This window comes from Leclercia sp. M50 (genome assembly GCF_037150775.1).
In the GTDB taxonomy this organism is placed as follows: domain Bacteria; phylum Pseudomonadota; class Gammaproteobacteria; order Enterobacterales; family Enterobacteriaceae; genus Enterobacter.
The window spans coordinates 1-20,301 of sequence record NZ_JBBCPK010000064.1 but is presented as its reverse complement, the minus strand read 5'-3'; the positions used below and the strand labels follow the sequence as shown (position 1 = coordinate 20,301).

Annotated in this window: 20 protein-coding genes; 10 read left to right on the top strand and 10 right to left on the bottom strand. The window is 55.6% G+C overall.

Annotated features, from left to right (window positions below; all coding sequences use genetic code 11):
• Nucleotides 1-12 precede the first annotated feature (12 nt).
• Nucleotides 13-801, top strand: coding sequence for a class II aldolase/adducin family protein (locus WFM46_RS15805; protein ID WP_336997982.1), 789 nt, complete (start codon nucleotides 13-15; stop codon nucleotides 799-801).
• A gap of 451 nt (nucleotides 802-1,252) precedes the next feature.
• Entirely contained in the window at nucleotides 1,253-1,735 is a 483-nt protein-coding gene (locus WFM46_RS15800) for a glutathione peroxidase (RefSeq protein ID WP_156654582.1), read from the top strand.
• 69 nt (nucleotides 1,736-1,804) lie between these two features.
• Here the strand turns inward: WFM46_RS15800 and WFM46_RS15795 are convergent, their stop codons facing one another.
• The 4 genes from WFM46_RS15795 to WFM46_RS15780 form a co-directional block, all read right to left on the bottom strand.
• A complete protein-coding gene (locus WFM46_RS15795; RefSeq protein ID WP_336997981.1) occupies nucleotides 1,805-2,836 on the bottom strand; it encodes a methionine synthase in 1,032 nt (343 codons plus the stop codon).
• 28 nt (nucleotides 2,837-2,864) lie between these two features.
• Nucleotides 2,865-3,848, bottom strand: a complete 984-nt coding sequence (locus WFM46_RS15790) for a DUF1852 domain-containing protein (RefSeq protein WP_103181086.1) — start codon at nucleotides 3,846-3,848, stop codon at nucleotides 2,865-2,867.
• A 172-nt stretch (nucleotides 3,849-4,020) separates the two neighbouring features.
• Nucleotides 4,021-4,791 carry a hypothetical protein gene (locus tag WFM46_RS15785; RefSeq protein WP_103179750.1) on the bottom strand — a complete coding sequence of 257 codons (771 nt, stop codon included), beginning with the start codon at nucleotides 4,789-4,791 and terminating at the stop codon, nucleotides 4,021-4,023.
• Nucleotide 4,792: 1 nt separating this feature from the next.
• Complete coding sequence (locus WFM46_RS15780) at nucleotides 4,793-4,990, bottom strand: hypothetical protein (RefSeq protein ID WP_103179749.1); 198 nt, start codon at nucleotides 4,988-4,990, stop codon at nucleotides 4,793-4,795.
• A gap of 475 nt (nucleotides 4,991-5,465) precedes the next feature.
• Here WFM46_RS15780 and ycgZ point away from each other — a divergent pair, with 475 nt between their 5' ends.
• The 7 genes from ycgZ to WFM46_RS15745 all read left to right on the top strand — a co-directional run bounded on the left by ycgZ (nucleotide 5,466) and on the right by WFM46_RS15745 (nucleotide 10,558).
• Nucleotides 5,466-5,705: a regulatory protein YcgZ gene (gene ycgZ / locus WFM46_RS15775; protein WP_103179748.1), complete on the top strand. Its 240-nt coding sequence runs from the start codon at nucleotides 5,466-5,468 to the stop codon at nucleotides 5,703-5,705.
• Between the two features lie 134 nt (nucleotides 5,706-5,839).
• Nucleotides 5,840-6,139, top strand: coding sequence for a hypothetical protein (locus WFM46_RS15770; RefSeq protein WP_180210204.1), 300 nt, complete (start codon nucleotides 5,840-5,842; stop codon nucleotides 6,137-6,139).
• A gap of 16 nt (nucleotides 6,140-6,155) precedes the next feature.
• The gene (locus tag WFM46_RS15765) at nucleotides 6,156-6,434 is read left to right on the top strand and encodes a biofilm development regulator YmgB/AriR family protein (RefSeq protein WP_156654579.1); all 279 of its coding nucleotides are present in this window, start codon (nucleotides 6,156-6,158) and stop codon (nucleotides 6,432-6,434) included.
• Between the two features lie 216 nt (nucleotides 6,435-6,650).
• Nucleotides 6,651-6,926, top strand: coding sequence for a metal/formaldehyde-sensitive transcriptional repressor (locus tag WFM46_RS15760; protein ID WP_103179747.1), 276 nt, complete (start codon nucleotides 6,651-6,653; stop codon nucleotides 6,924-6,926).
• Nucleotides 6,927-6,955: 29 nt separating this feature from the next.
• On the top strand, nucleotides 6,956-8,074 hold the full coding sequence (locus WFM46_RS15755) for an S-(hydroxymethyl)glutathione dehydrogenase/class III alcohol dehydrogenase (protein ID WP_336997980.1): 1,119 nt from the start codon (nucleotides 6,956-6,958) through the stop codon (nucleotides 8,072-8,074).
• A 175-nt stretch (nucleotides 8,075-8,249) separates the two neighbouring features.
• Nucleotides 8,250-9,941 (top strand): methyl-accepting chemotaxis protein, encoded by a 1,692-nt coding sequence (locus WFM46_RS15750; RefSeq protein WP_336997979.1) that lies wholly within the window; start codon nucleotides 8,250-8,252, stop codon nucleotides 9,939-9,941.
• Nucleotides 9,942-10,105: 164 nt separating this feature from the next.
• Nucleotides 10,106-10,558, top strand: coding sequence for an energy transducer TonB (locus WFM46_RS15745; protein ID WP_336997978.1), 453 nt, complete (start codon nucleotides 10,106-10,108; stop codon nucleotides 10,556-10,558).
• Nucleotides 10,559-10,607: 49 nt separating this feature from the next.
• Here the strand turns inward: WFM46_RS15745 and WFM46_RS15740 are convergent, their stop codons facing one another.
• The 6 genes from WFM46_RS15740 to WFM46_RS15715 form a co-directional block, all read right to left on the bottom strand.
• A complete protein-coding gene (locus tag WFM46_RS15740; protein WP_336997977.1) occupies nucleotides 10,608-12,986 on the bottom strand; it encodes a glucose/quinate/shikimate family membrane-bound PQQ-dependent dehydrogenase in 2,379 nt (792 codons plus the stop codon).
• A gap of 281 nt (nucleotides 12,987-13,267) precedes the next feature.
• Nucleotides 13,268-14,191 (bottom strand): LysR substrate-binding domain-containing protein, encoded by a 924-nt coding sequence (locus WFM46_RS15735; RefSeq protein ID WP_103179742.1) that lies wholly within the window; start codon nucleotides 14,189-14,191, stop codon nucleotides 13,268-13,270.
• 207 nt (nucleotides 14,192-14,398) lie between these two features.
• On the bottom strand, nucleotides 14,399-15,274 hold the full coding sequence (locus WFM46_RS15730; protein ID WP_336997976.1) for a 4Fe-4S binding protein: 876 nt from the start codon (nucleotides 15,272-15,274) through the stop codon (nucleotides 14,399-14,401).
• Complete coding sequence (locus tag WFM46_RS15725) at nucleotides 15,274-16,107, bottom strand: dimethyl sulfoxide reductase anchor subunit family protein (RefSeq protein WP_336997975.1); 834 nt, start codon at nucleotides 16,105-16,107, stop codon at nucleotides 15,274-15,276. The genes WFM46_RS15730 and WFM46_RS15725 overlap by 1 nt, the downstream gene beginning before the upstream one ends.
• Entirely contained in the window at nucleotides 16,100-16,732 is a 633-nt protein-coding gene (locus WFM46_RS15720; protein ID WP_103179739.1) for a DMSO/selenate family reductase complex B subunit, read from the bottom strand. The genes WFM46_RS15725 and WFM46_RS15720 overlap by 8 nt, the downstream gene beginning before the upstream one ends.
• Nucleotides 16,716-19,115, bottom strand: a complete 2,400-nt coding sequence (locus WFM46_RS15715; protein ID WP_336997974.1) for a DMSO/selenate family reductase complex A subunit — start codon at nucleotides 19,113-19,115, stop codon at nucleotides 16,716-16,718. Before WFM46_RS15715 ends, WFM46_RS15720 begins: the two co-directional genes overlap by 17 nt.
• Nucleotides 19,116-19,551: 436 nt before the next feature.
• Between WFM46_RS15715 and WFM46_RS15710 the strand changes: the two genes are divergently transcribed.
• Nucleotides 19,552-20,301: VOC family protein (locus tag WFM46_RS15710; RefSeq protein ID WP_336997973.1), on the top strand; the 750-nt coding region annotated here is incomplete at its 3' end.

The following is a 20,301-nucleotide window of genomic DNA, read 5'->3' as shown; positions in this document are numbered from 1 at the left end:
AGGAGAGTCATCATGACCATCACAACAACACATTCTTACGCCGATAACCGTAGTGACATTTCCGCTGGCTATAGCCCCGAAGAGTGGGCGGCAAGGGTTGATCTTGCGGCCTGTTATCGTATTTTCGCCCATCTTGGATGGAATGAGTTAATTTATAACCACATCACCTTACGCTTGCCAGGGCCTGAAAAACATTTTCTTATTAATCCCTTTGGCCTGATGTATTCAGAGGTTACTGCATCATCGCTGGTTAAAATTGATAATAAAGGCAATATTATTGGGCACAGCGACTGGCCCATAAATCCTGCTGGTTTCACCATTCATGGCGCGATACACGATAGTATTCCGGAAGCTCACTGCGTCATGCATACCCATACCACAGCGGGAATGGCAGTAGCCTGCTCTGCTGGTGGGCTCTCTATGAGCAATTTTTATTCCGCGCAGCTTTATGAAAAGGTGGCATACCATGAATTTGAAGGGATTACGGTGCACGCGGATGAGGGCCCCCGTTTGCTGAGAAGTATTGGCGATCGCCCCTGTATTATCCTGCGCAATCATGGCCTGCTGGCCTGGGGGCACAATTTACCTCAGGCGTTCGCTAACTTATGGCTCCTGAATCGGGCATGTGAAATCCAGGTCGCCTCGATGTCAATGGGGCCAGTACTGGATATCCCCGAGGCTATTCAACGTAAATGCACTCAGGACTCGCTGCAGTTCGATCCCCGCTTTGGCGCAGGGCAGGATGTTTTCAGAGCGCTTACGCGGGTTATTGAGCAGGAAGATCCCTCGTTCAGAACATAGCTGATACTCAATGAGTAAAAGTCTGTCCAAATGAACAGGCAAGATAATTAGACCGATTATCTTGCCGTTCCCCGGAGGGAATACTAAACAGTCAAGTCAAGTGATTAAAACATCTTAATGCCAGTAATATTGTTAAGCGGGTGGCTGCTGGTTTCTTAACTATTAAGACCCCTCCGGATGGCAAAATCCATCGACGACCAGCTTCAGAAGCCAGATAAGCCCGGAAAAAATCAGCAGAAAGGCCAGCGCGGTGAATAAAACAATCGTCATCCTCGACTCCATGTTCTCAGTTTTGTTTGGTAAAAATCTTAGATCGCATTTTTCATTTGTCATTATCTTCCGGGTATTTTTCTTATTGCTGGCAGATTCGATACCGGTCAGAAGCGGACATATCCAGGATGAGGCCCTATAATCCTCCACGCCTGAAAACGTTCTGCACTGAGGATCCCCGATGACGACCTTTCATCAACTTACGGCCACCAGCCTGCACGGTCAGCCCATCTCTATGGCCGACTATGCGGGGAAGGTGGTGCTGGTGGTGAACACTGCCAGCCAGTGTGGCTTTACACCCCAGTACGCTGGTCTTGAAAAACTCTACAAAAAGTATGCCGACCAGGGGCTGGTGGTGCTGGGTTTCCCCTGCAATCAGTTCGGTAAGCAGGAGCCTGGCGGCGCGGACGACATTGCCCAGACCTGTCACGTCAATTACGGCGTCAGCTTCCCGATGTTCGGGAAAGTGGAGGTCAATGGCGCAACAGCGCATCCTCTGTTTCGTTATCTGAAAGAGGCGTTGCCCGGCGTACTGGGGGGACGAATCAAGTGGAATTTCACCAAGTTCCTTATCGGACGCGACGGCAAACCGCTCAAACGTTTTGCACCGATGACCACCCCGGAGAAAATGGAAGCTACTATCGTCGCTGCACTTGAAAGCTGATTAATGCAGGCGAAGCAGAGAGATGAGAGGGGAAAAGCCGGGCGCGCTGCGCTTGCCCGGCCTGAAGACTTATCGCGCCGCCAGCTCCCGGCGGATAATCTCCGCCCCTGCGCTTAACGCATGGAGCTTGCCGTTAGCCACCTGACGGGACAGGGGAGCCATTCCGCAGTTGGTCGACGGGTAGAGCTTGTCGGCATCCACAAACTGCAGCGCTTTGCGCAGCGTAGCGGCCACTTCCTCTGGCGTCTCAATGGCATGGGTTGCCACATCAATGGCGCCGACCATCACCTTTTTACCGCGGATCAACTCCAGCAGATCCATCGGTACGCGCGAGTTGTGGCACTCCAGCGAGATGATATCGATATTCGAGGTCTGCAGTTTTGGAAACGCTTCTTCGTACTGGCGCCACTCTGAACCCAGCGTTTTCTTCCAGTCGGTGTTGGCTTTGATGCCATAGCCGTAGCAGATGTGGACGGCGGTTTCGCATTTCAGCCCTTCAATGGCGCGCTCCAGGGCGGCGATCCCCCAGTCATTCACCTCATCAAAAAAGACGTTAAAGGCGGGTTCGTCGAACTGGATAATATCGACCCCGGCCGCTTCCAGCTCTTTGGCCTCCTGGTTGAGAATTTTTGCAAACTCCCAGGCCAGTTTTTCCCGGCTTTTGTAGTGGTTGTCATAGAGCGTGTCGATCATGGTCATCGGACCCGGCAGCGCCCATTTGATTGGCTGGGTGGTGAGCCGGCGTAAATATTTCGCATCATCAACGAACACTGGCTTCTGACGGGCCACGGCGCCGACGACGGTCGGTACGCTCGCATCATAGCGGTTACGGATTTTAACCACTTCGCGTTTCTCAAAATCGACGCCGCTGAGGTGCTCGATAAAGGTAGTGACGAAGTGCTGGCGCGTTTGCTCACCGTCGCTGACGATGTCAATGCCAGCCCGCAGCTGATCGTCGAGGGACAAACGCAGCGCATCCTGTTTACCGGCGAGCAGTTCTTCGTTCTGCAATTTCCACGGTGACCAGAGGGTCTCCGGCTGTGCCAGCCAGGAGGGTTTCGGCAGGCTGCCGGCAGTGGAGGTGGGGAGCAATGTTTTCATAACAGGTGACCTTATCGTTTTAATGGAATCAACGCGCGTACTGAGCAGACCATTGCTCAAGAAGAGTTTTGTACGGTTTGATAAAGTGTTTCTCGGTAAATTTCCCCTGCTCAATGGCCAGCTGGCTACGCTCTTCGCGGTCGTAAACAATTTTGGTCAGGGAGTGATCCTCGTTAGTCAGGCTGGGCTGGTAACAGTGCCCGGCGACCGAATTCGCGTTGTAAATTTCCGGACGATAAATCTTCTGGAATGTCTCCATCGTACTGATGGTGCCGATAAGCTCCAGGAAGGTGTAGTCGCTCAGCAAATCGCCGGTGAAGAAAAACGCCAGCGGCGCGGCGCTGTGTGGCGGCATAAAGTAGCGCACCTGCAGACCCATCTTTTTGAAGTACGCTTCCGTTAACGAAGAGCCCTGTTGCTGGTACTCAATGCCTAAAACAGGATGGGCATTACCGATGCGGTGATAGACATTTTTATTGGAGACGCTGAGGCAGATAACCGGCGGCTTGCTGAAATTGGCCTTATATTCATCGGAATTAACGAAGTGCTTAAAGATATTGCCGTGCAGTTCGCCAAAATTAGCCGGAATGGTAAAGGTCGTCTGCTGTTTATTATGATCCGGCAGGAGAACGCTGAAATCGTAATCCCGGACATAAGAGGAGAAGTTATTCCCGACGATCCCTTCAATGCGCTCGTTGGTTTTTTTATCAATGATGTTGGTTTTTAAGATTTCAATCGCCGGGAAGGTGGCGTGATTGTCTTCTCCCGCGATATTCATCTCTACGGAGATGATGTCCAGCTCTACGGAATAACGATCGCCGTTCGGGTTGTCCCAGTGCGCTAAGGCGTTGAAACGATTGTCAATCATCACTAACGTATTGCGCAGGTTCTGCTGACGGCTTTCCCCGCGGGCGAGGTTGGCAAAGTTAGTGGTGATCCGCGTGTTTTCGGATGGGTTGTAATTTTCATCGAAACGACTGTGGGTAATCGTGAAGGTGAAAGCGTTATTCATGGTGATGTTTCCCGGCTCTGACATAAAGACTGAAATCCCCTCGCGGTTACAGAAGTCAGTCTGTATGTTGCTAATACGTTAATATGGCTTAAGTTATGCCAGAGCCGGGGAGGGAGTGAAAGCGACTAAATTTCATTGCAACATGAGTCATCTTCATGATGGTGAAAAAATTTCACTCTGCACTCTCCGCATGCCGTTCCAGATCCAGCGCACTGGCGCTGGCGGGGTCGAAAAGTGAAAGGCTTTCAATTTGATCCAGCATGATGACCTTGCGAAACGCCATGGCGCTTTTAGGCTGTGAATCGAGCGTAATATCGTGGTCGGCATACCATTTACTGTAGTTATGCTCAATGCGCAGGCTCAGCGTCTCGCCGTCGCGGTAGCCGCTCAGCATCGGGATCAGCACGATGTTAGCGGTCTTTTCATATTCCAGGGTTGCGGTATGGATCATCCCGATATAAATCCGCCGCGATTTCAGCGTCACCAGCGCCAGTTCGCCTTCTTCCATGCACTGATAAAGCAACTGCTCAATCCCGCTGGCTTGTGACAGGCGCTTGTAAAGCTGCTTGCGGCCTTCGCCGTCCAGCCTGGCGCTGCCCGCCCAGTTCGAGCGATAGAGACAAAACAGGATGGCAAAAGCCAGCATCACCACTACCGGCGCCTGGATGCCCAGGAAGCTCCAGTTCATAAAGTCCACTTGCCAGTTAGCGTTGTCCTGCGCGGTTAAGTGGAAGGTATTGGCAGTGTAAGAGAGCCCGAGCAGCAACAGCCAAAGCAGGCCGGTGGCGATCACGCCCTGCAATACGAAGATACAGCCGTACAGCGCGACCAGAAAATAGACATCCCAGCCAAAGGAGCGCTTAATTTTAAACCGGGTGGAGAGGTCGCGACTCGTGTACCAGTATCCGCTCACCATCAGTACCATAAAGATCGCTGTTCCCATATCAGGCCCTCTTCAGCGCGTTAACATGGCGCAGGAAGTCCTGTCGCACCTCTTTACTTTTATAGTTGACCGAGGCGTTACCATCCTGATCGATAATGATGCGGTCCCCGTCCTCCACGGCCTCAATAATCTCCTGCTGACTCATCACCTGTAGCAGCGACTCAGGGCTGGAGAAAATTGAGGTAAACAGGCGTCTCATAGCGTGGGCTCCTTATAGACAAAAAGCCTAAGCATGGTAGGGGATTGCAAATATTGCCTTAAGGTTATGCTGAAAAGCGTCAGGTTACGCTCAGCCTTTTCCCCACCACGCTCCCGGAATCATGTTAATCGTTAAAGTGTCATTGACGTGGCCGAAGCTGTACAACCTGGATGTAGAACTGAGCGGTCAGTAGGGCAGTTTATGATGCGCGGGAAGCGCTGTTTTCAAGCGGAGTTCCATGATTAATGGAAGATTCTTAAGTCTTATTAATTAATCGCTTACTGAAAATAGTTTTTTGTAAGCTTTGAACGCCAGATAATTTTTAATGCCTTTTAAGGCGTTGATATTTTTAAAATTAACTTAGGTTGCTATGTAAAATCGCAAAAACTTGTACATACGCCATGTACAACTATGGCGGTTTGGTATATTTTAACATCACTTTAACCCCTAACCTAAATGTCAATCCGGAGCATCTATGCGAGGTAACAGTTCGCGCCAAAGTTCAGCTGAGGCAATCACCGCCTATTTTAATAAAGCCAGTCTGCGTAGCCAGCAGGAGACGCTGGGGCTCATTGTCGGTGAGATTCTGAATGAGGGACGTAACCTGAGCCGACTGGCTATCTGTACCAGGTTATTACGCCGGGTAGAAGAAACGGAAGATGAAGCAGAAATTGCCCACTATAATGAGCTGATCGCACTGTTTTTTGAACGATAGAGAGTGTTAGCGCTTCTGTGTATTAAAGCAGTCGATATAGGCGTTTGCGCAAAGTGGAAAAGCATCTTACGCAAAATAGTATATTGATAGCGATGAGAGGTAGCCCGGCTACGTTCAGTCGCGTGAGAACAGTTATGCATAGAACGAAATCTGAAAAGCTGAGGGACGATCTTATTGGCGAAGCTGTGTTGTTAATTTTAAAAGACAACGGTCCGATAAATTTTAAGACGCTGGCAGTAAAACTGAAAATTATGGCCAGCACAGAGCGTGATGTTGAACGACGAAGTGCACTGTCGGCGGCAGCATTAGAGGTTGAGCAAAAGGTTAAATCCAGTCGTGGCGTACAGACAGAATCCAGAAGTCATTGTTATGTCAACAGGATGCACCATCTTATGGTGAATGATACTCAGCATAAATACGATAAAAAACATTAATCTTTGGGTGGATAATATGCAACCTAATATTTCTCAGCACACACCGCATTTCAATGCCCTTCAGGACCAGGCGCTGGCATCCTACTTCCGTTCAGCCGGCGGTGCCTTGTCCGTGGAGTCTGCCATCTTAGGTTCAGCGATAAGATGTATTATTCTCAGTGGTGATAACCTCACCAATAAACAAATTATTCTTCAGCTAATTTACGCGCTTGAACAAACAGCGGATCAGGAAGCTGCCGACGTCATACGCAATACGCTCGAAATTGTTGTGGGTTTCACGCAGGATGATATTTAAGCATCACTTACGCCGGTGGCACCCGCATAATAAAGGTCTGGCAAAATAGCCGACGCAAACTGCCCTTAACCAGGGCAGCAGCATCTTCTGAAGTGTCCTCACAGCTGTCCCACCCTGACTTCCCCGTCCCATTGCGACACCTCTCTGAACATTCCCGTTTACAGCTCCGTGTAAAATAAAATAGTATACCCCCCTACAGTATCCAGGAGCCCTCCGATGCCACATTCACCTGAAGACAAAAAACGTGTCCTGACGCGCGTGCGCCGCATTCGCGGACAGGTCGATGCCCTGGAGCGGGCGCTTGAGTCCGGCGAACCTTGCCTTGCTATCCTGCAGCAAATCGCCGCGGTGCGCGGCGCCGCAAACGGGCTGATGGGCGAGATGGTTGAAATTCACCTCAAAGATGAGCTGGTGACGGGCGATACCACCGCCGATCAGCGGGCTGTAAGAATGGCGGAAGTCGGCCATTTGCTGCGCTCTTATCTAAAATAAACACCTGACATCACTAAAAGGAAAGCAAGATGAAATCACGTGCTGCTGTTGCATTTGGCCCAGGCCAGCCGTTGAAAATCGTTGAAATTGATGTGGCGCCACCAAAGAAGGGTGAAGTGCTGGTCAAAATCACCCACACCGGCGTGTGCCACACCGACGCGTTTACCCTGTCGGGTGACGATCCGGAAGGCGTTTTCCCGGCGGTGCTCGGTCATGAGGGCGGTGGCGTGGTGGTGGAAGTCGGCGAGGGCGTCACCAGCCTGCAACCGGGCGATCACGTCATCCCGCTGTACACCGCAGAGTGTCGCGAGTGTAAGTTCTGTAAATCCGGCAAAACCAACCTCTGCCAGGCGGTGCGCGCCACCCAGGGTAAAGGGCTGATGCCGGACGGCACCACCCGTTTCTCATACAACGGTGAGCCGATCTATCACTACATGGGCACCAGCACCTTCAGCGAATACACCGTCTGCGCTGAAATCTCGCTGGCAAAAGTGAACCCGCAGGCGCCGCTGGATAAGGTCTGTCTGCTGGGCTGCGGCGTCACCACCGGTATTGGTGCCGTCCACAACACCGCCAAAGTGAAAGAGGGCGATACCGTGGCGGTATTCGGTCTGGGCGGCATCGGTCTGGCAGTGATCCAGGGGGCGGTGCAGGCAAAAGCTGGACGCATTCTGGCGGTGGACACCAAACCGGAAAAATTCAAACTGGCGGGTGAAATGGGCGCGACCGACTTCATCAACCCGAACGACTACGACAAGCCCGTTCAGGACGTCATTGTTGAACTCACCGACGGCGGCGTCGACTTCAGCTTTGAGTGCATTGGTAACGTCAACGTCATGCGTGCCGCGCTGGAGTGCTGCCACAAGGGCTGGGGCGAAAGCGTGATTATCGGCGTGGCCGGTGCGGGTCAGGAGATCAAAACCCGTCCGTTCCAGCTGGTGACTGGCCGCGTATGGCGTGGCTCCGCGTTTGGCGGCGTAAAAGGGCGCACCCAGCTGCCGGGTATGGTAGAGGACGCGATGGCGGGCAAAATTCAGCTCGATCCGTTCATTACCCACCGCCTGCCGCTGGATCAGATCAACGAGGCTTTCGATCTGATGCACGAAGGGAAATCCATCCGTACCGTTATCCATTTCGGCGATAACTGATAAACCTTCTCTCTCCCGCTGCACCTTTATGGGCAGCGGGACGACATCTCTTTAAAAATCATTGCGAAAGTGTGACCAGTGTTGCGATTTTAGCCGTAATCAAATTCTCTGTCGTGCCGATGACTACTTTACAGGCGTGTTTCCACGCATCTTACCTATGAGAGAGTCTACGGCTATGGACAAAACAACAACAGTTCGGGCGCAACATAAGCTGGGCTTCCTGCATCACATCAGGCTGCTTCCGCTTTTCTCCTCGATTTTGGGTGGCATTATTTTGCTGTTTGCCCTGAGCGCGGGGTTGGCAGGTTATTTTTTACTCCAGGCAGATAAAGATCAGCAGGATGTAACGGCTGAGATCCAGGTCCGTACCGGGTTGTCAAACAGTTCAAACCATCTGCGCACGGCGCGTATCAACATGATCCATGCGGGCGCTGCCAGCCGTATCGCCGAAATGGATGAGATGAAAAAGAACATCGCGGAAGCAGAGCAGCGCCTTAAACAGTCCCAGGCCGGTTTTGCCGCCTACATGAGCCGTGGCGTTCGCACCCCGGCGGACGAAGCGCTGGATGGCGATCTGAAGACCAACTACCAGGCCTACATTGATGGCATGCAGCCGATGCTGAAATATGCCAAAAACGGCATGTTTGAAGCCATCATCAACCACGAAAACGAGACGGCGCGTCCGCTGGATGATGCTTACAACGAGGTGCTGCTGAAAGCGATCAAGATCCGTACCGAACGCGCGAATATGCTCACCGAACAGGCGCACACCCGCACCCAGCTGGGGCTGATGTTTATGATCGGCGCCTTTGGTCTGGCCCTGGTGCTGACGGTGATCACCTTTATCGTTCTGCGTCGCACGGTGATTAACCCGCTGCAACGTGCGGCAACCCGCATTGAACATATTGCGAAAGGCGATCTGACGCTGCCAGAAGAGCAGACCGGGCGCAGTGAAATTGGCCGTCTGACCCACGATCTGCAAACCATGCAGCGCTCGCTGGTGAATACCGTGGGCACCGTGCGTCAGGGCGCGGAAGAGATCTACCGCGGCACCAGCGAAATCTCTGCCGGTAACACCGATCTCTCATCACGTACCGAGCAGCAGGCCGCGGCGATTGAGCAGACCGCAGCCAGCATGGAACAGCTGACCGCCACCGTGAAGCAGAACGCCGATAACGCGCACCACGCCAGCAAGCTGGCGGAAGATGCCTCCGGTAAAGCCAGCCGCGGCGGCCAGATGGTCTCCGGGGTGGTGAAAACCATGGGCAACATCTCCAGCAGCTCGAAGAAAATCTCCGAAATCACCGCGGTGATCAACAGCATCGCCTTCCAGACCAACATCCTGGCGCTGAACGCCGCGGTGGAAGCCGCCCGTGCCGGTGAGCAGGGGCGCGGGTTTGCGGTGGTCGCCAGCGAAGTCCGCACCCTGGCCAGCCGCAGCGCCAACGCTGCGAAAGAGATTGAAGGGCTGATCAGCGAGTCGGTTTCGCTCATCGATCAGGGCTCCGGGGAAGTGGTTGCCGCAGGTAACACCATGAGCGAAATTGTGGAAGCGGTTAAACGCGTCACCGATATCATGCTGGAGATTGCCGCCGCTTCCGACGAGCAGAGCCGGGGCATTGTGCAGGTCAGCCAGGCGATCTCGGAGATGGATAAAGTGACCCAGCAGAACGCCTCGCTGGTGGAAGAAGCCTCCGCCGCGGCGGCCTCGCTGGAAGATCAGGCTGCCCGTCTGACCGAAGCGGTAGGCGCCTTCCGCTTGCAGGGTATGGGCCAGGCCCGCAGCAGCAGTAAAGCGGCGCCTGTCGCGCCAGCCGCACCGCTGCGTCCGGCGGTTGCCGATGGGGATAACTGGGAAACGTTCTGATCCCCAGCCGCATCCTGCCGGGTGGCGCTGCGCTTACCCGGCCTACAAAACCGTAGGCCCGTGCAAGCGAAGCGCCGCCGGGCAAAAAAGGGTTCATGTTTCGACATGAACCCTTTTTTTATTCCCCGCTATGATGGATGTAAGGGCTAAAGAGGAACAGGACGATGAAACGATTTACGCAGGTGGTTTGCACAGCGTGGTTACTGGCCGGGTGTGCCTCCGGCGGCAGCGTGGGGGTGGGCGGCATCGGGATCGGCGGCGGCGGGGGGAGCAGCGGAGTGGGGGTCGGGTTATCTTTCCCGGTGGGCGGCAGCACATCGACCGTCGATAACGGGCAGGCGGACTGCGACGGCGACGTATACCGGGTGCAGCCGCGCTATCCTGAGCAGGCCGCGGCGCAGAACTATTCCGGCAGGGTGACGGTTTCGTTTAACGTCAAGCTCAATGGCCGCGCGACGGATTACGAAGCCGCAGGGGATAAACCCTTCTTCGAGGAGACAAAACGCGCCGTCTTACGCAGCTGCTGGCCAGCAGGCGTCCATCAGAACCTGGTGGCGAGTTACCAGAACGGCAAGACGGCAACCTGGATCGAAAATTCTCTCTCCGCTAAGCCGTAGAAATAAAAAAGCCGGCCACAAAGGTGGCCGGCTCGACGGTTAAACGCGATTACTGCTTATCAGGCAGCGCATAGGCGATGATGTAATCTCCACGATCCGGAGACTGACGCGCGCCACCCGCATTGATGATGATGTACTGCTTGCCGGTTTTCGGCGACACGTAGGTCATCGGCCCGGACTGGCTGCCCACCGGCAGGCGGTCTTTCCAGATCTCTTTCCCGTTGGCGGTATCGAACGCGCGCAGGTAGAAATCCTGCGTACCGGCGAAGAACAGCAGGCCAGACTGGGTGGAGAGCGACGCGCCCAGCGTCGGCATGCCAATCGGGATTGGCATGTGCATGCGGATGCCCAGCGGACCGGTATCTTCCACAGTACCTACCGGCACCTGCCACACCAGCTTGCCGGACTTCAGATCCACGGCAGACAGGGTGCCGAACGGCGGTTTCTGACACGGAATACCCAGCGGCGACAGGAAGCGTTCGCGCATGGCGCCAAACGGTGTCCCGTCCATCGGCACAATCCCCATCTCAATCCCGCTGGCATTTTTGGCTACGTTGGCGCGCGGCACCATGTAGTTCGCCAGCCCCAGGCGCATGTCGTTCACGAACATCAGGCTGTTGTTCGGGTCAACCGAGACGCTGCCCCAGTTCATGCCGCCGAGCGAGCCCGGGAACTGCAGGGAGCGATCCAGACCCGGCGGGGTAAAGACGCCCTGGTGGCGCATCTCTTTAAACTGGATGCGGCAGAGCAGCAGGTCAACCGGCGTGGCGCCCCACATATCCGATTCGGTCAGGGTCTGGTTGCCAATCATCGGCATGCCGACGGAGTATGGCTGGGTCGGGGAGTAACGCTCGCCTTCAACATTTCCGGCAGGCACCGGACGCTCTTCCACCTTCGCCACCGGCTGGCCGGTTTCGCGGTTGAGCATAAAGATCATGCCCTGCTTGCTGGTCTGCACCAGCACTGGCGTGGAGCCACCTTTACCATCCGGCAGATCGTACAGCAGCGGCTGCGACGGCAGGTCGAAGTCCCAGAGATCGTGGTGGGTGGTCTGGAAATGCCAGCGTACCTGACCGGTTGTGGCATCCACTGCCACAATGGAGGAGCTGTATTTATCATCCAGTTCGGTACGCTGACCGGCCCAGAAGTCCGGGGTGGCGTTACCGGTCGGAAGGTAGATCAGGTTCAGCTTCGCGTCATAGGACATGGCTGACCAGACGTTCGGCGTCCCGCGGGTATAGGTCTGGCCTTCCGGCGGCAGGCCGGTGATGTTCGGGTTACCCGGATCCCAGGCCCAGGCCAGCTTGCCGCTGTGCACATCATAGGCACGGACCACGCCCGGCGGCTCATCGGTGGAGAAGTTATCCGCCACGCGGCCACCTACCACCACGACGTTGCCCGCCACCAGCGGGGTGGAGGTTTGCTGATAGTAGCCAGGCTTCACTTCACCCATACCGACGCTGAGATCGACCACGCCATGCTTGCCAAAATCTTCACACAGCTTGCCGGTATCGGCGTTGATGGCGATAAGACGGGCATCGGTGGTCGGCAGGAACAGACGACGCGGACAGGCGGCAGGCTGGGTTTCCGCCTGTGACGTTGTCACATTTGTACTCTCTTCAAAATAGCCCAGACCACGGCAGCGCTGCCAGTTTGGCGCGGTGGCTTTGGAATCATAGCGCCACTTCTCTTTGCCGGAGTCGACATCCAGCGCCAGCACCTTGCTGTAGGGCGTACAGACGTAGAGCGTATCGCCAATCTGCAGCGGGGTATTCTGATCTTCCGCCCCGGAGCCGTTGCTCTGGGGAATGTCGCCGGTGTGGGCAACCCAGGCTACTTTCAGATCGCTCACGTTCTGCTTGTTAATCTGATCCAGAGCGGCAAAGCGGTCGCCGTGGGTGGTGTTACCCCAGTGCGCCCAGTTTTTCTGCTGCTGCCCCGCGGCCACCGGTTTTACCGGTACGGGTTCGTTAGCGGCAACCAGGGTCTGCGGTTTAAACATCCAGCCAAGGCTCACCAGCATCAACACCGCCAGCACGGCGGCAACGCCGAACGCCGGGGTTTTATTGACCGGACGATCTGCGCCGCGCAGGAACGGCCAGACAAGGGCGGCCAGGAACGCCAGCACCGCAAAAGTGAACAGGCGTGAGAAGAGCGGCCAGAAATCCCAGCCTGCGTCGCTCACGGCCCAGATCAGCGAGGCGATAAACGCCACCGCGTAAAGAAGAATGCCGCTGGTGCGCCCGCGCGCGATCAGGAATGCGGCGATCAGCATCACCACACCCATGCTCAGGAAGTACCCGCTTCCCCCTACGGTGACGAGCTTAAAGCCCAGTCCACCAACGGCCAGCCCGATGATCGCCATCAGACCAACCAGTAGCCACTGCAGGAACCGGGGGAACCCACGTAGCGAATTACCTATAGCCATTTCTGTCTCCTGAAATAATCGTCTCTTCACTGGACAGGGCAGATTTAAACCTGAACCAAATGGATAACAGAAGAGAAGATCTTTAATGAAAATGTCGAGCATGACGCCAGAATGGCGTCTGGAAGATCACCGCTGCGTTATTAAAATGAACCATTTGGTGAAATCGGCGGGTATGATAAATCTGTTAAATTGTTTAGTGCAATTGTTAATGAATGATTTCGCATTATTTGATTAATGGAAACAAAAAGCCCGTCATTACGACGGGCTGGAGAGAGGTGAGATTAGACTGGCATCGATTTACGTATCGCGCTCAGCAGCGTCTGGGTGGCGGCGGAGAGCGGGGCGTCCACGCGGGTTAATACCCCAATCGGTTCGCCTGGACCGGGCGTCGTCACCGGTAACGCCACCAGCGTACCCTGACGCAGATCCTCTTTCACCGCCCCGGACGGGACAAACCAGACATAGTCATAATCGACCGTCAGCTGACGCGACAGCGAGGCCGAGAGGGTTTCAATGCAGCCCGGTGGCAGTTTGCATCCCTGGGTTTGCAGCAAGGTTTCGGCATTCTGGCGCGGCACGGTGCCTTTCGGCGACACCACCACCGGCCACTCCATCACCCGGCTGAGGGTCACGGTATCGTTGAGGATCGGATGGCGCGGACGGACCACCAGCTTCAGGGACTCCAGGAAGAGCAGCTCATAGTTCAGGCCGCTCATCAGCTCCGGGTCCGACATTCTGCCGATCCCCAGATCCAGCTCGCCCGACTTCAGGCCCGCCAGCAGCATGGTGTTATTCATGGTGGCGACCTGCAAGGTGATGTTGCGCTGCTGCTTGTGGAACTGGCCGATGACCGCCGGCAAAATGCCCAGCGCCGCGGTGGGCAGGGCACCAATGCGCACGACATCGGGCACCACGTCGTTACGCCGCGTCAGCGATTGGCCCGCGGTATTCAGGGCATCCAGGACTTTGACGGCATGAGTCAGGAACTGCTCGCCCATGAGCGTCAGTTGCGCGCCCAGGCGCCCGCGTTCGAACAGCCGCGTGCCGGTGAGCTGCTCCAGCTCGTTCAGCGTTTTTGAAAGCGCAGGCTGGCTCAGATTAAGGGTTTCAGCCGCGCGCCCAAGCGTACCCTGCTGAGCGACGGCCACAAAAGTATGAAGATGGCGCAGACGAATGCGCTGAGAAAACAAGCCATTTTTTTCCATAAGCGATGTTAAAAACAGAGCCTTCAGCGTGACAAGAAAAGTTATTTAATTTTGATAACTTGATAGCAAAATATCATTAACATTTCATCAGTTTTAGTAAAGCATCGAATAAAATCTGTCGCTTACATGCGCTATCAGGGGAGACCTGGTGAGAAGGTGTAGGGGGAGAGAGCCATTTTGCATAACAAAATGGCAACATTAAAGGGGTTACGCTTCCCGCATTGCGAAAGCGTGGCGCTGGCAGATATGACAGCGATCCGCCTCAGGGGAGAAGGTGTAGAAGGTGTGATGGCAGCTACGACAGGTTTTTACCGCAAACGGATAGCGTTGTGGCGTTGCGGCCTGTAGCTGGTGCTCAATGCGGATCGCAGCGGAAAAGCAGACAGCGGTACAACTGTTACAGCCCGTACAGCGGGCAGGGTCCCACGCCAGCGCCGTCTCAGTTATTTGAAGCGCATTTTCAGGGCAGGCTCTGGCGCAGGCGCCGCAGGCCATACACAGGGACAACGACAAGGAGAGCTGATACTCGCTGAAGGACGATAATAACGCTCTGCGGGCGCGGCGACCGGCGCTGACCCGGCCTGACTGGATGTTCTCCTCGGGGATGTGCAGCCAGTGACGACGTAGCGGGTTAACGGCGCGGGGCGTCGGCGGAAAAATTTGCCACTCCGGCTCCCGGAGCTGCCGCAGGGTGAGGTTTAATTCGGCGACAGCCCGGACCCACACCGGATGGGCCGCGCTCTCCAGTTCCACGCCCCGGATGGCATACTGGAAATGCCACATCAGTAATTCATCGGCGGTTATGCAGGCTGAAAACGGCGCGACTAAGCGATTGGCCTGATAGTTCCTGAGCGTGGGAGTCAGATTTTCCGGGGCATCGGTGGGACACGGAAAGAGGCAGTTACCGCAGCGCAGACAGCTCGCGTCATCGATCGTCTGCCCGGCGGCGGAAAGGGTAATAGCCGCCACCGGGCACGCGTCTGCGCAGGCGCGGCAGGGGTGGCGAGGGAAGGTGCGGCGCAAACAAGAAGCCCCCACGCCGGGGGGCGCAGGGGACTTAGCGTTAAGGCGAAAAATAGCCATCAGTGAATGTTAAAGAAAACAAAGCGGAACGCGATCTCCGCCAGCACCAGCAGCACACCACCGGCCAGAAGCCCGGTTCTGCGGTTGCGCCAGCCGCTTACGGCAAACAGTACCGCTCCGACGACAGAGGCGACCCAGCAGACCAGGCGCAGCCCTTCAAGCCGGGCAAATGCCTCCAGCGGCTGATGAGGCAGGGTCACCACGCTCTTCAGCGGCGCGTTGGCCAGATAATCCATGTATGCCGGCTGCGCCAGCAGGCGGATCGCGACAATGCCCACCACGCACACCACCGCCAGGCGTAACAGGGTTTTGCGCGTCTGCATTACCGGCCCGGTGTTGAGGATCGGCAGCCAGGCCATCGCCACCGCGCCGAGGATGCCCACCGCACCATAAAACATCAGCCAGGTGTTGAAGTGCATCCAGGTGATGATAGAGCTGTTGGCGTAGATGGCGCTCATGCACCAGACGTCAATCAGCCCCAGCAGCGCCGCAATGGGTAACAGGACGCTGACCAGTCGCTTTTTCACCAGCAGGATCAGCGTACACAGCCCCAGCACAGCCAGATAGAAGCTGGCAAAGACGATTTCACGGCTTAACCACGAGCTGGCGACGTGGCGCAGCGCGTTAAAGGCGTTCAGCGGATAGCCCAGGTGCAGGGTGGAGGCGATTAACCCCAGGCCACCCATCACGCAGGCTGTCAGCAATACCGGCAGCAGCTGGCGCGTTGCCTGCGGGAGCGGTTTTGCCGCACCCGCGCCGAGCGTGAGGAACAGCGTGATGCCAACGGAACCCTGTACCAGAAGGGTAAATATCAGTAACGGCAACTCATGCATGCGGTTGCTCCTCTTTCTCAGCGCCCTGGTGTGGCTTGATCACCAGGTTAGGATGCGTGATGGATGAATCCGGCAGTCCCTGCACATCGCAGACGCTGCCGTAGCGGGCGCGCAGTTCGTCAATCGGGCCGAACTTGATGGCACCCAGCGGACAGGTAGCGACGCAGATCGGCTGTTCTCCTTTGGCCTGCAGATCGACGCAAAAATCGCATTTGGACATCTGGCCCGTCTCTTCATTCATCTGCGGCGCGCCATAAGGACAGGACCAGGCGCAGTAGCCGCAGCCCACACATTTGCGGGTATCAACCCGCACGATGCCGTCGCCGGGCCGCTTGTGCATGGCCGTTGTCGGGCAGTTTTTAGTGCAGATCGGATCTGCGCAGTGGTTGCAGGAGATCGACAGGGTATAGGCGAAGACGTTCTGCGCCATGCCACCCTGTCCGGTTGGGATAAACCCGCCGCCTTTCACCTCGTAAACGCGGCGGAAGCGACGGCCCACCTCGAGATTATGTTTATCCTTGCAGGCCACCTGGCAGGCTTTACAGCCTGAGCAGCGGGATGAGTCGATAAAGAACCCCAGCTGTTTATCGCTGACGGGGGGAAAATCATTAAACTGCTGCGTCATACTTTGCGACCTCCACAAGCATGGTTTGATGAGCATTACCTTTAGCAAGCGGAGTGATACGCGCCGAGCTAAGAACGTTTGGACAACCGCCGAGATCGACGCCGTTAGCGTCCGGTAGCCACCAGGCGCCAGCCTGCATGGCGACGACCCCAGGCATGATCCGGACGGTCACTTCTGCCGGCACCTGGCAGATGCCGCGCTGGTTATGAATACAGACCGTGTCACCCTGGCGAATGCCGCGTTTTTCCGCATCCAGCGGGTTGATCCACAGCTTCTGAACCTGCACCTCCTGCAGCCACGGGTTGGCGTACTGGGTGGAGTTAGCGCGGTTTTTGCCCTTCCAGGTGATGAGCTGCAGCGGGAACTGTTTCGTCAGCTCATCTTCAGGGCCTTCCTGGGCTGGAACGTAGTGCGACAGGGCAGGGATGTCCGGGTTATGCATGTCATAGAGCCGCTTTGAGAAGATCTCAATTTTGCCCGATGGTGTCGGGAACGGGTTATTCTCCGGGTCGCGGATGTTCGCTTCGAAGGCGATAAGCGGTTTGCTTTTGAACAGATGCTGACGCTGTTGCTGTAACTCGCTAAAGGTAGGCAGATGTTCATCTGGCATGGAGAGGCGCGTCTGCTCCCAGATGTGCTCAATCCACTCTTTCTCGCTGCGGCCTTCGCTGAACTGCGCTTCGATACCTAGCTTCGCCGCCACTTCCCGCTGCCAGTCATAGTCAGAGCGGCGTTCGAACTCAGGCTCAACGATCTTTTCGGACAGAATCAGATAGCTGCCGGTACCCCAGCTTTCGCCAATGTTCCAGCGCTCCATAAAGCTGGTTTCCGGCAGCAGGAGATCCGCATAGCGGGCGCTGGGCGTCAGGTAGAGATCGCTCGCGACAATAAACTCAATTTTGGATTCATCTTCCAGGACTTTCACCGCCTGATGAATATCCGGGTTCTGGTTGGCGAGGTAGTTGCCCGCCAGCGAGAACAGGAGCCGGATATTGCTCTTCAGCTGCGTTGCCCCCGTCAGGCCATCTTCCGGCGTCACCTTGCTGGCATCATCGGCGGCCTGCACCCAGTTCATGATCGAGATTTTTTCTTTCACCGGGTTGTCCGGCATCTCCGGGCCGGTGGCAAACTTACGGTTGCCGATGCCGCCGTAGCCCGCTGCCCAGCCGCCTTTTACGCCGACGTTACCGGTGATGGTCGCCAGCAGCGTGGAGCCACGGGCGGTGCGCTCGCCGCAGATATGGCGCTGCGGCCCCCATCCCTGGATCAGCGCCGCGGGTTTGGTGGTGGCGTAGTCGCGGGCGAGCTGGCGAATGGTCTGGGCCGGGACGTGGGTGATTTTTTCTGCCCATTCCGGCGTTTTCACCACACCATCTTTTTTGCCCATCAGATAGGCTATCAGCGACTCGTTAGCGGGCACCCCTTCCGGCATGTTCTCCTCATCAAAGCCCAGGGTATAGCGATCGATAAAGGCTTTATCGTGCAGGTTTTCGCTGACGATGACGTACATCATCGCATCCATCAACGCGTTATCGGTTGACGGTAAAAGCGGAACCCACTCATCGGCCAGCGACGACACGGTATCGGAGTAGCGCGGGTCGACGACAATAAAGCGGGTGCCGTTCTGCTTCATCTGCTGAAAATAGTGGTTGGTATGGCCGAAAATGGTTTCCGTCGGGTTATGCCCCCAGAGGATCACCAGGCGGGTATCCTGCAACGTATCAAGGGAATTGCCGGTAGCGACCGTACCGTAGGTATAAGGTGTGGCGGCGGCGGTATTGCCCATACTGACGGAGTGGTAATATTCCAGATGCCCGCCGGTCAGGTTCAATAAACGGCGCATCATTTTATCGCCGGAAAAAGTGCCGCCGCTGACTGCGGTATTATTGTGCACGAAGCGGGATTCAGGACCATATTTCTTCGTAATGCGGGTAATATTATCCGCGATCAGGGTTGTCGCCTCATCCCAGGATATGCGTTCAAATTTACCTTCGCCACGCTTACCTACCCGTTTCATGGGATATTTCAGACGATCGGGATGATAAACAAATTTACGATAGCTACGGCCGCGCACGCAGGCTCGCATCACCGGCATATCGGGATCGAGTGCGGCATCCGGCCGGGTCGTAATTTGGGTCACTACGCCATCGGCAATATGCGCACGAATATCGCATTTACCGCCGCAGTCAAAGGTACTGCAGGTTTGCACCACCCGTGCGGCAGGCGTCGTACCCACCGCAGGGGCCTCTGCGCCAGGCGTAGAGGCGCTTGCACGCCCGGAGGTCAAAAAAGGCAACGCGATGGCGGCGGAACCCGCCTTCAGGAAACTTCTGCGCGACACCCCGGACGGGAAGTCATCTTCATTGTTTTCAGGTACAGACATATTATTCCCTCATAAAAAATGTCCTTATTTTCCCTGATGCTTTAAAAGAGGTAGTTGATATTTATCAAAGAGGGTCATTAACCAGATTTAACGGCGGAAAATTCAGACTGTTGCGATAATAATTATCATTTATTCATAGTGCGGAAAATGAGCGAATAATTTTGCTATGGGGTTAATGACAGCGGGAATTTCAATAAATAATCAGAATAATAAAAGTTAAAATATGTACAGTGCTGCCACTATTAATAATGCAGGATATAAATGTTTGTTAGCGGATATTTTCGTTTCACTTCAGATCGGGGGGGTTATCGCTTCTTGAACAGCGAAGCATGAAAAACAGGCAGCCAACCACTCAGATCACAATTCGTAAATTCTTCCAAACAGCAGCAACGGCCTTCTCTACACTCCAGGTAATATTCACTGGAGGCATGACATCATGGCGAACACCATCACGGCTGATGATATTCGGGAAAACTTTTCGCAGGCTATGTCGGCGATGTACCAGCAGGAAGTTCCGCAGTACGGCACTTTGCTGGAGCTGGTAGCGGATGTGAATCTGGCGGTACTGGAAAATAACCCGAAGCTGCACGAACAACTGGCCAACGCGGATGAACTCGCCCGTCTCAACCTCGAACGCCACGGGGCGATCCGTGTTGGTACGGCCCTGGAGCTGGCGACCCTGCGACGTATGTTCGCCATTATGGGGATGTTCCCGGTCAGCTATTACGATCTCTCCCAGGCCGGGGTGCCGGTCCACTCCACCGCCTTTCGCCCGGTAGACGATGCCGCGCTGTGCCGTAACCCGTTTCGTATCTTTACCTCGCTGCTGCGCCTGGAACTGATCGACAATCTTGCCCTGCGCGAGAAAGCGGCAGAGATCCTCGCCCGTCGCAACATCTTTACTCCCCGCTGCCTGGCGCTGATTGACCTGCACGAGGCGGAAGGAGCGTTCACCCCGGCGCAGGCCGACGAGTTTGTTCAGGAGGCGCTGGAAACCTTCCGGTGGCATCGTCACGCCACGGTCGATCATGAGACATACCTGGCGCTACACAACGAACACCGGCTGATTGCCGATGTGGTCTGCTTCCCGGGCTGCCATATCAACCACCTGACGCCGCGCACGCTGGATATCGACCGGGTGCAGGCGTTAATGCCGGAATATGGCATCGAGCCGAAGATGCTGATC

Coding starts and splice junctions, on each gene's coding strand:
- WFM46_RS15765 (WP_156654579.1), top strand. CDS start 6,156: ATGCAACCTAATATTTCTCAGCACACACCGCATTTCAATGCCCTTCAG.
- WFM46_RS15745 (WP_336997978.1), top strand. CDS start 10,106: ATGAAACGATTTACGCAGGTGGTTTGCACAGCGTGGTTACTGGCCGGG.
- WFM46_RS15790 (WP_103181086.1), bottom strand. CDS start 3,848: ATGAATAACGCTTTCACCTTCACGATTACCCACAGTCGTTTCGATGAA.
- WFM46_RS15725 (WP_336997975.1), bottom strand. CDS start 16,107: ATGCATGAGTTGCCGTTACTGATATTTACCCTTCTGGTACAGGGTTCC.
- WFM46_RS15795 (WP_336997981.1), bottom strand. CDS start 2,836: ATGAAAACATTGCTCCCCACCTCCACTGCCGGCAGCCTGCCGAAACCC.
- WFM46_RS15760 (WP_103179747.1), top strand. CDS start 6,651: ATGCCACATTCACCTGAAGACAAAAAACGTGTCCTGACGCGCGTGCGC.
- WFM46_RS15730 (WP_336997976.1), bottom strand. CDS start 15,274: ATGGCTATTTTTCGCCTTAACGCTAAGTCCCCTGCGCCCCCCGGCGTG.
- WFM46_RS15735 (WP_103179742.1), bottom strand. CDS start 14,191: ATGGAAAAAAATGGCTTGTTTTCTCAGCGCATTCGTCTGCGCCATCTT.
- ycgZ (WP_103179748.1), top strand. CDS start 5,466: ATGCGAGGTAACAGTTCGCGCCAAAGTTCAGCTGAGGCAATCACCGCC.
- WFM46_RS15800 (WP_156654582.1), top strand. CDS start 1,253: ATGACGACCTTTCATCAACTTACGGCCACCAGCCTGCACGGTCAGCCC.
- WFM46_RS15805 (WP_336997982.1), top strand. CDS start 13: ATGACCATCACAACAACACATTCTTACGCCGATAACCGTAGTGACATT.
- WFM46_RS15750 (WP_336997979.1), top strand. CDS start 8,250: ATGGACAAAACAACAACAGTTCGGGCGCAACATAAGCTGGGCTTCCTG.
- WFM46_RS15740 (WP_336997977.1), bottom strand. CDS start 12,986: ATGGCTATAGGTAATTCGCTACGTGGGTTCCCCCGGTTCCTGCAGTGG.
- WFM46_RS15755 (WP_336997980.1), top strand. CDS start 6,956: ATGAAATCACGTGCTGCTGTTGCATTTGGCCCAGGCCAGCCGTTGAAA.
- WFM46_RS15780 (WP_103179749.1), bottom strand. CDS start 4,990: ATGAGACGCCTGTTTACCTCAATTTTCTCCAGCCCTGAGTCGCTGCTA.
- WFM46_RS15715 (WP_336997974.1), bottom strand. CDS start 19,115: ATGTCTGTACCTGAAAACAATGAAGATGACTTCCCGTCCGGGGTGTCG.
- WFM46_RS15785 (WP_103179750.1), bottom strand. CDS start 4,791: ATGGGAACAGCGATCTTTATGGTACTGATGGTGAGCGGATACTGGTAC.
- WFM46_RS15720 (WP_103179739.1), bottom strand. CDS start 16,732: ATGACGCAGCAGTTTAATGATTTTCCCCCCGTCAGCGATAAACAGCTG.
- WFM46_RS15770 (WP_180210204.1), top strand. CDS start 5,840: ATGCATAGAACGAAATCTGAAAAGCTGAGGGACGATCTTATTGGCGAA.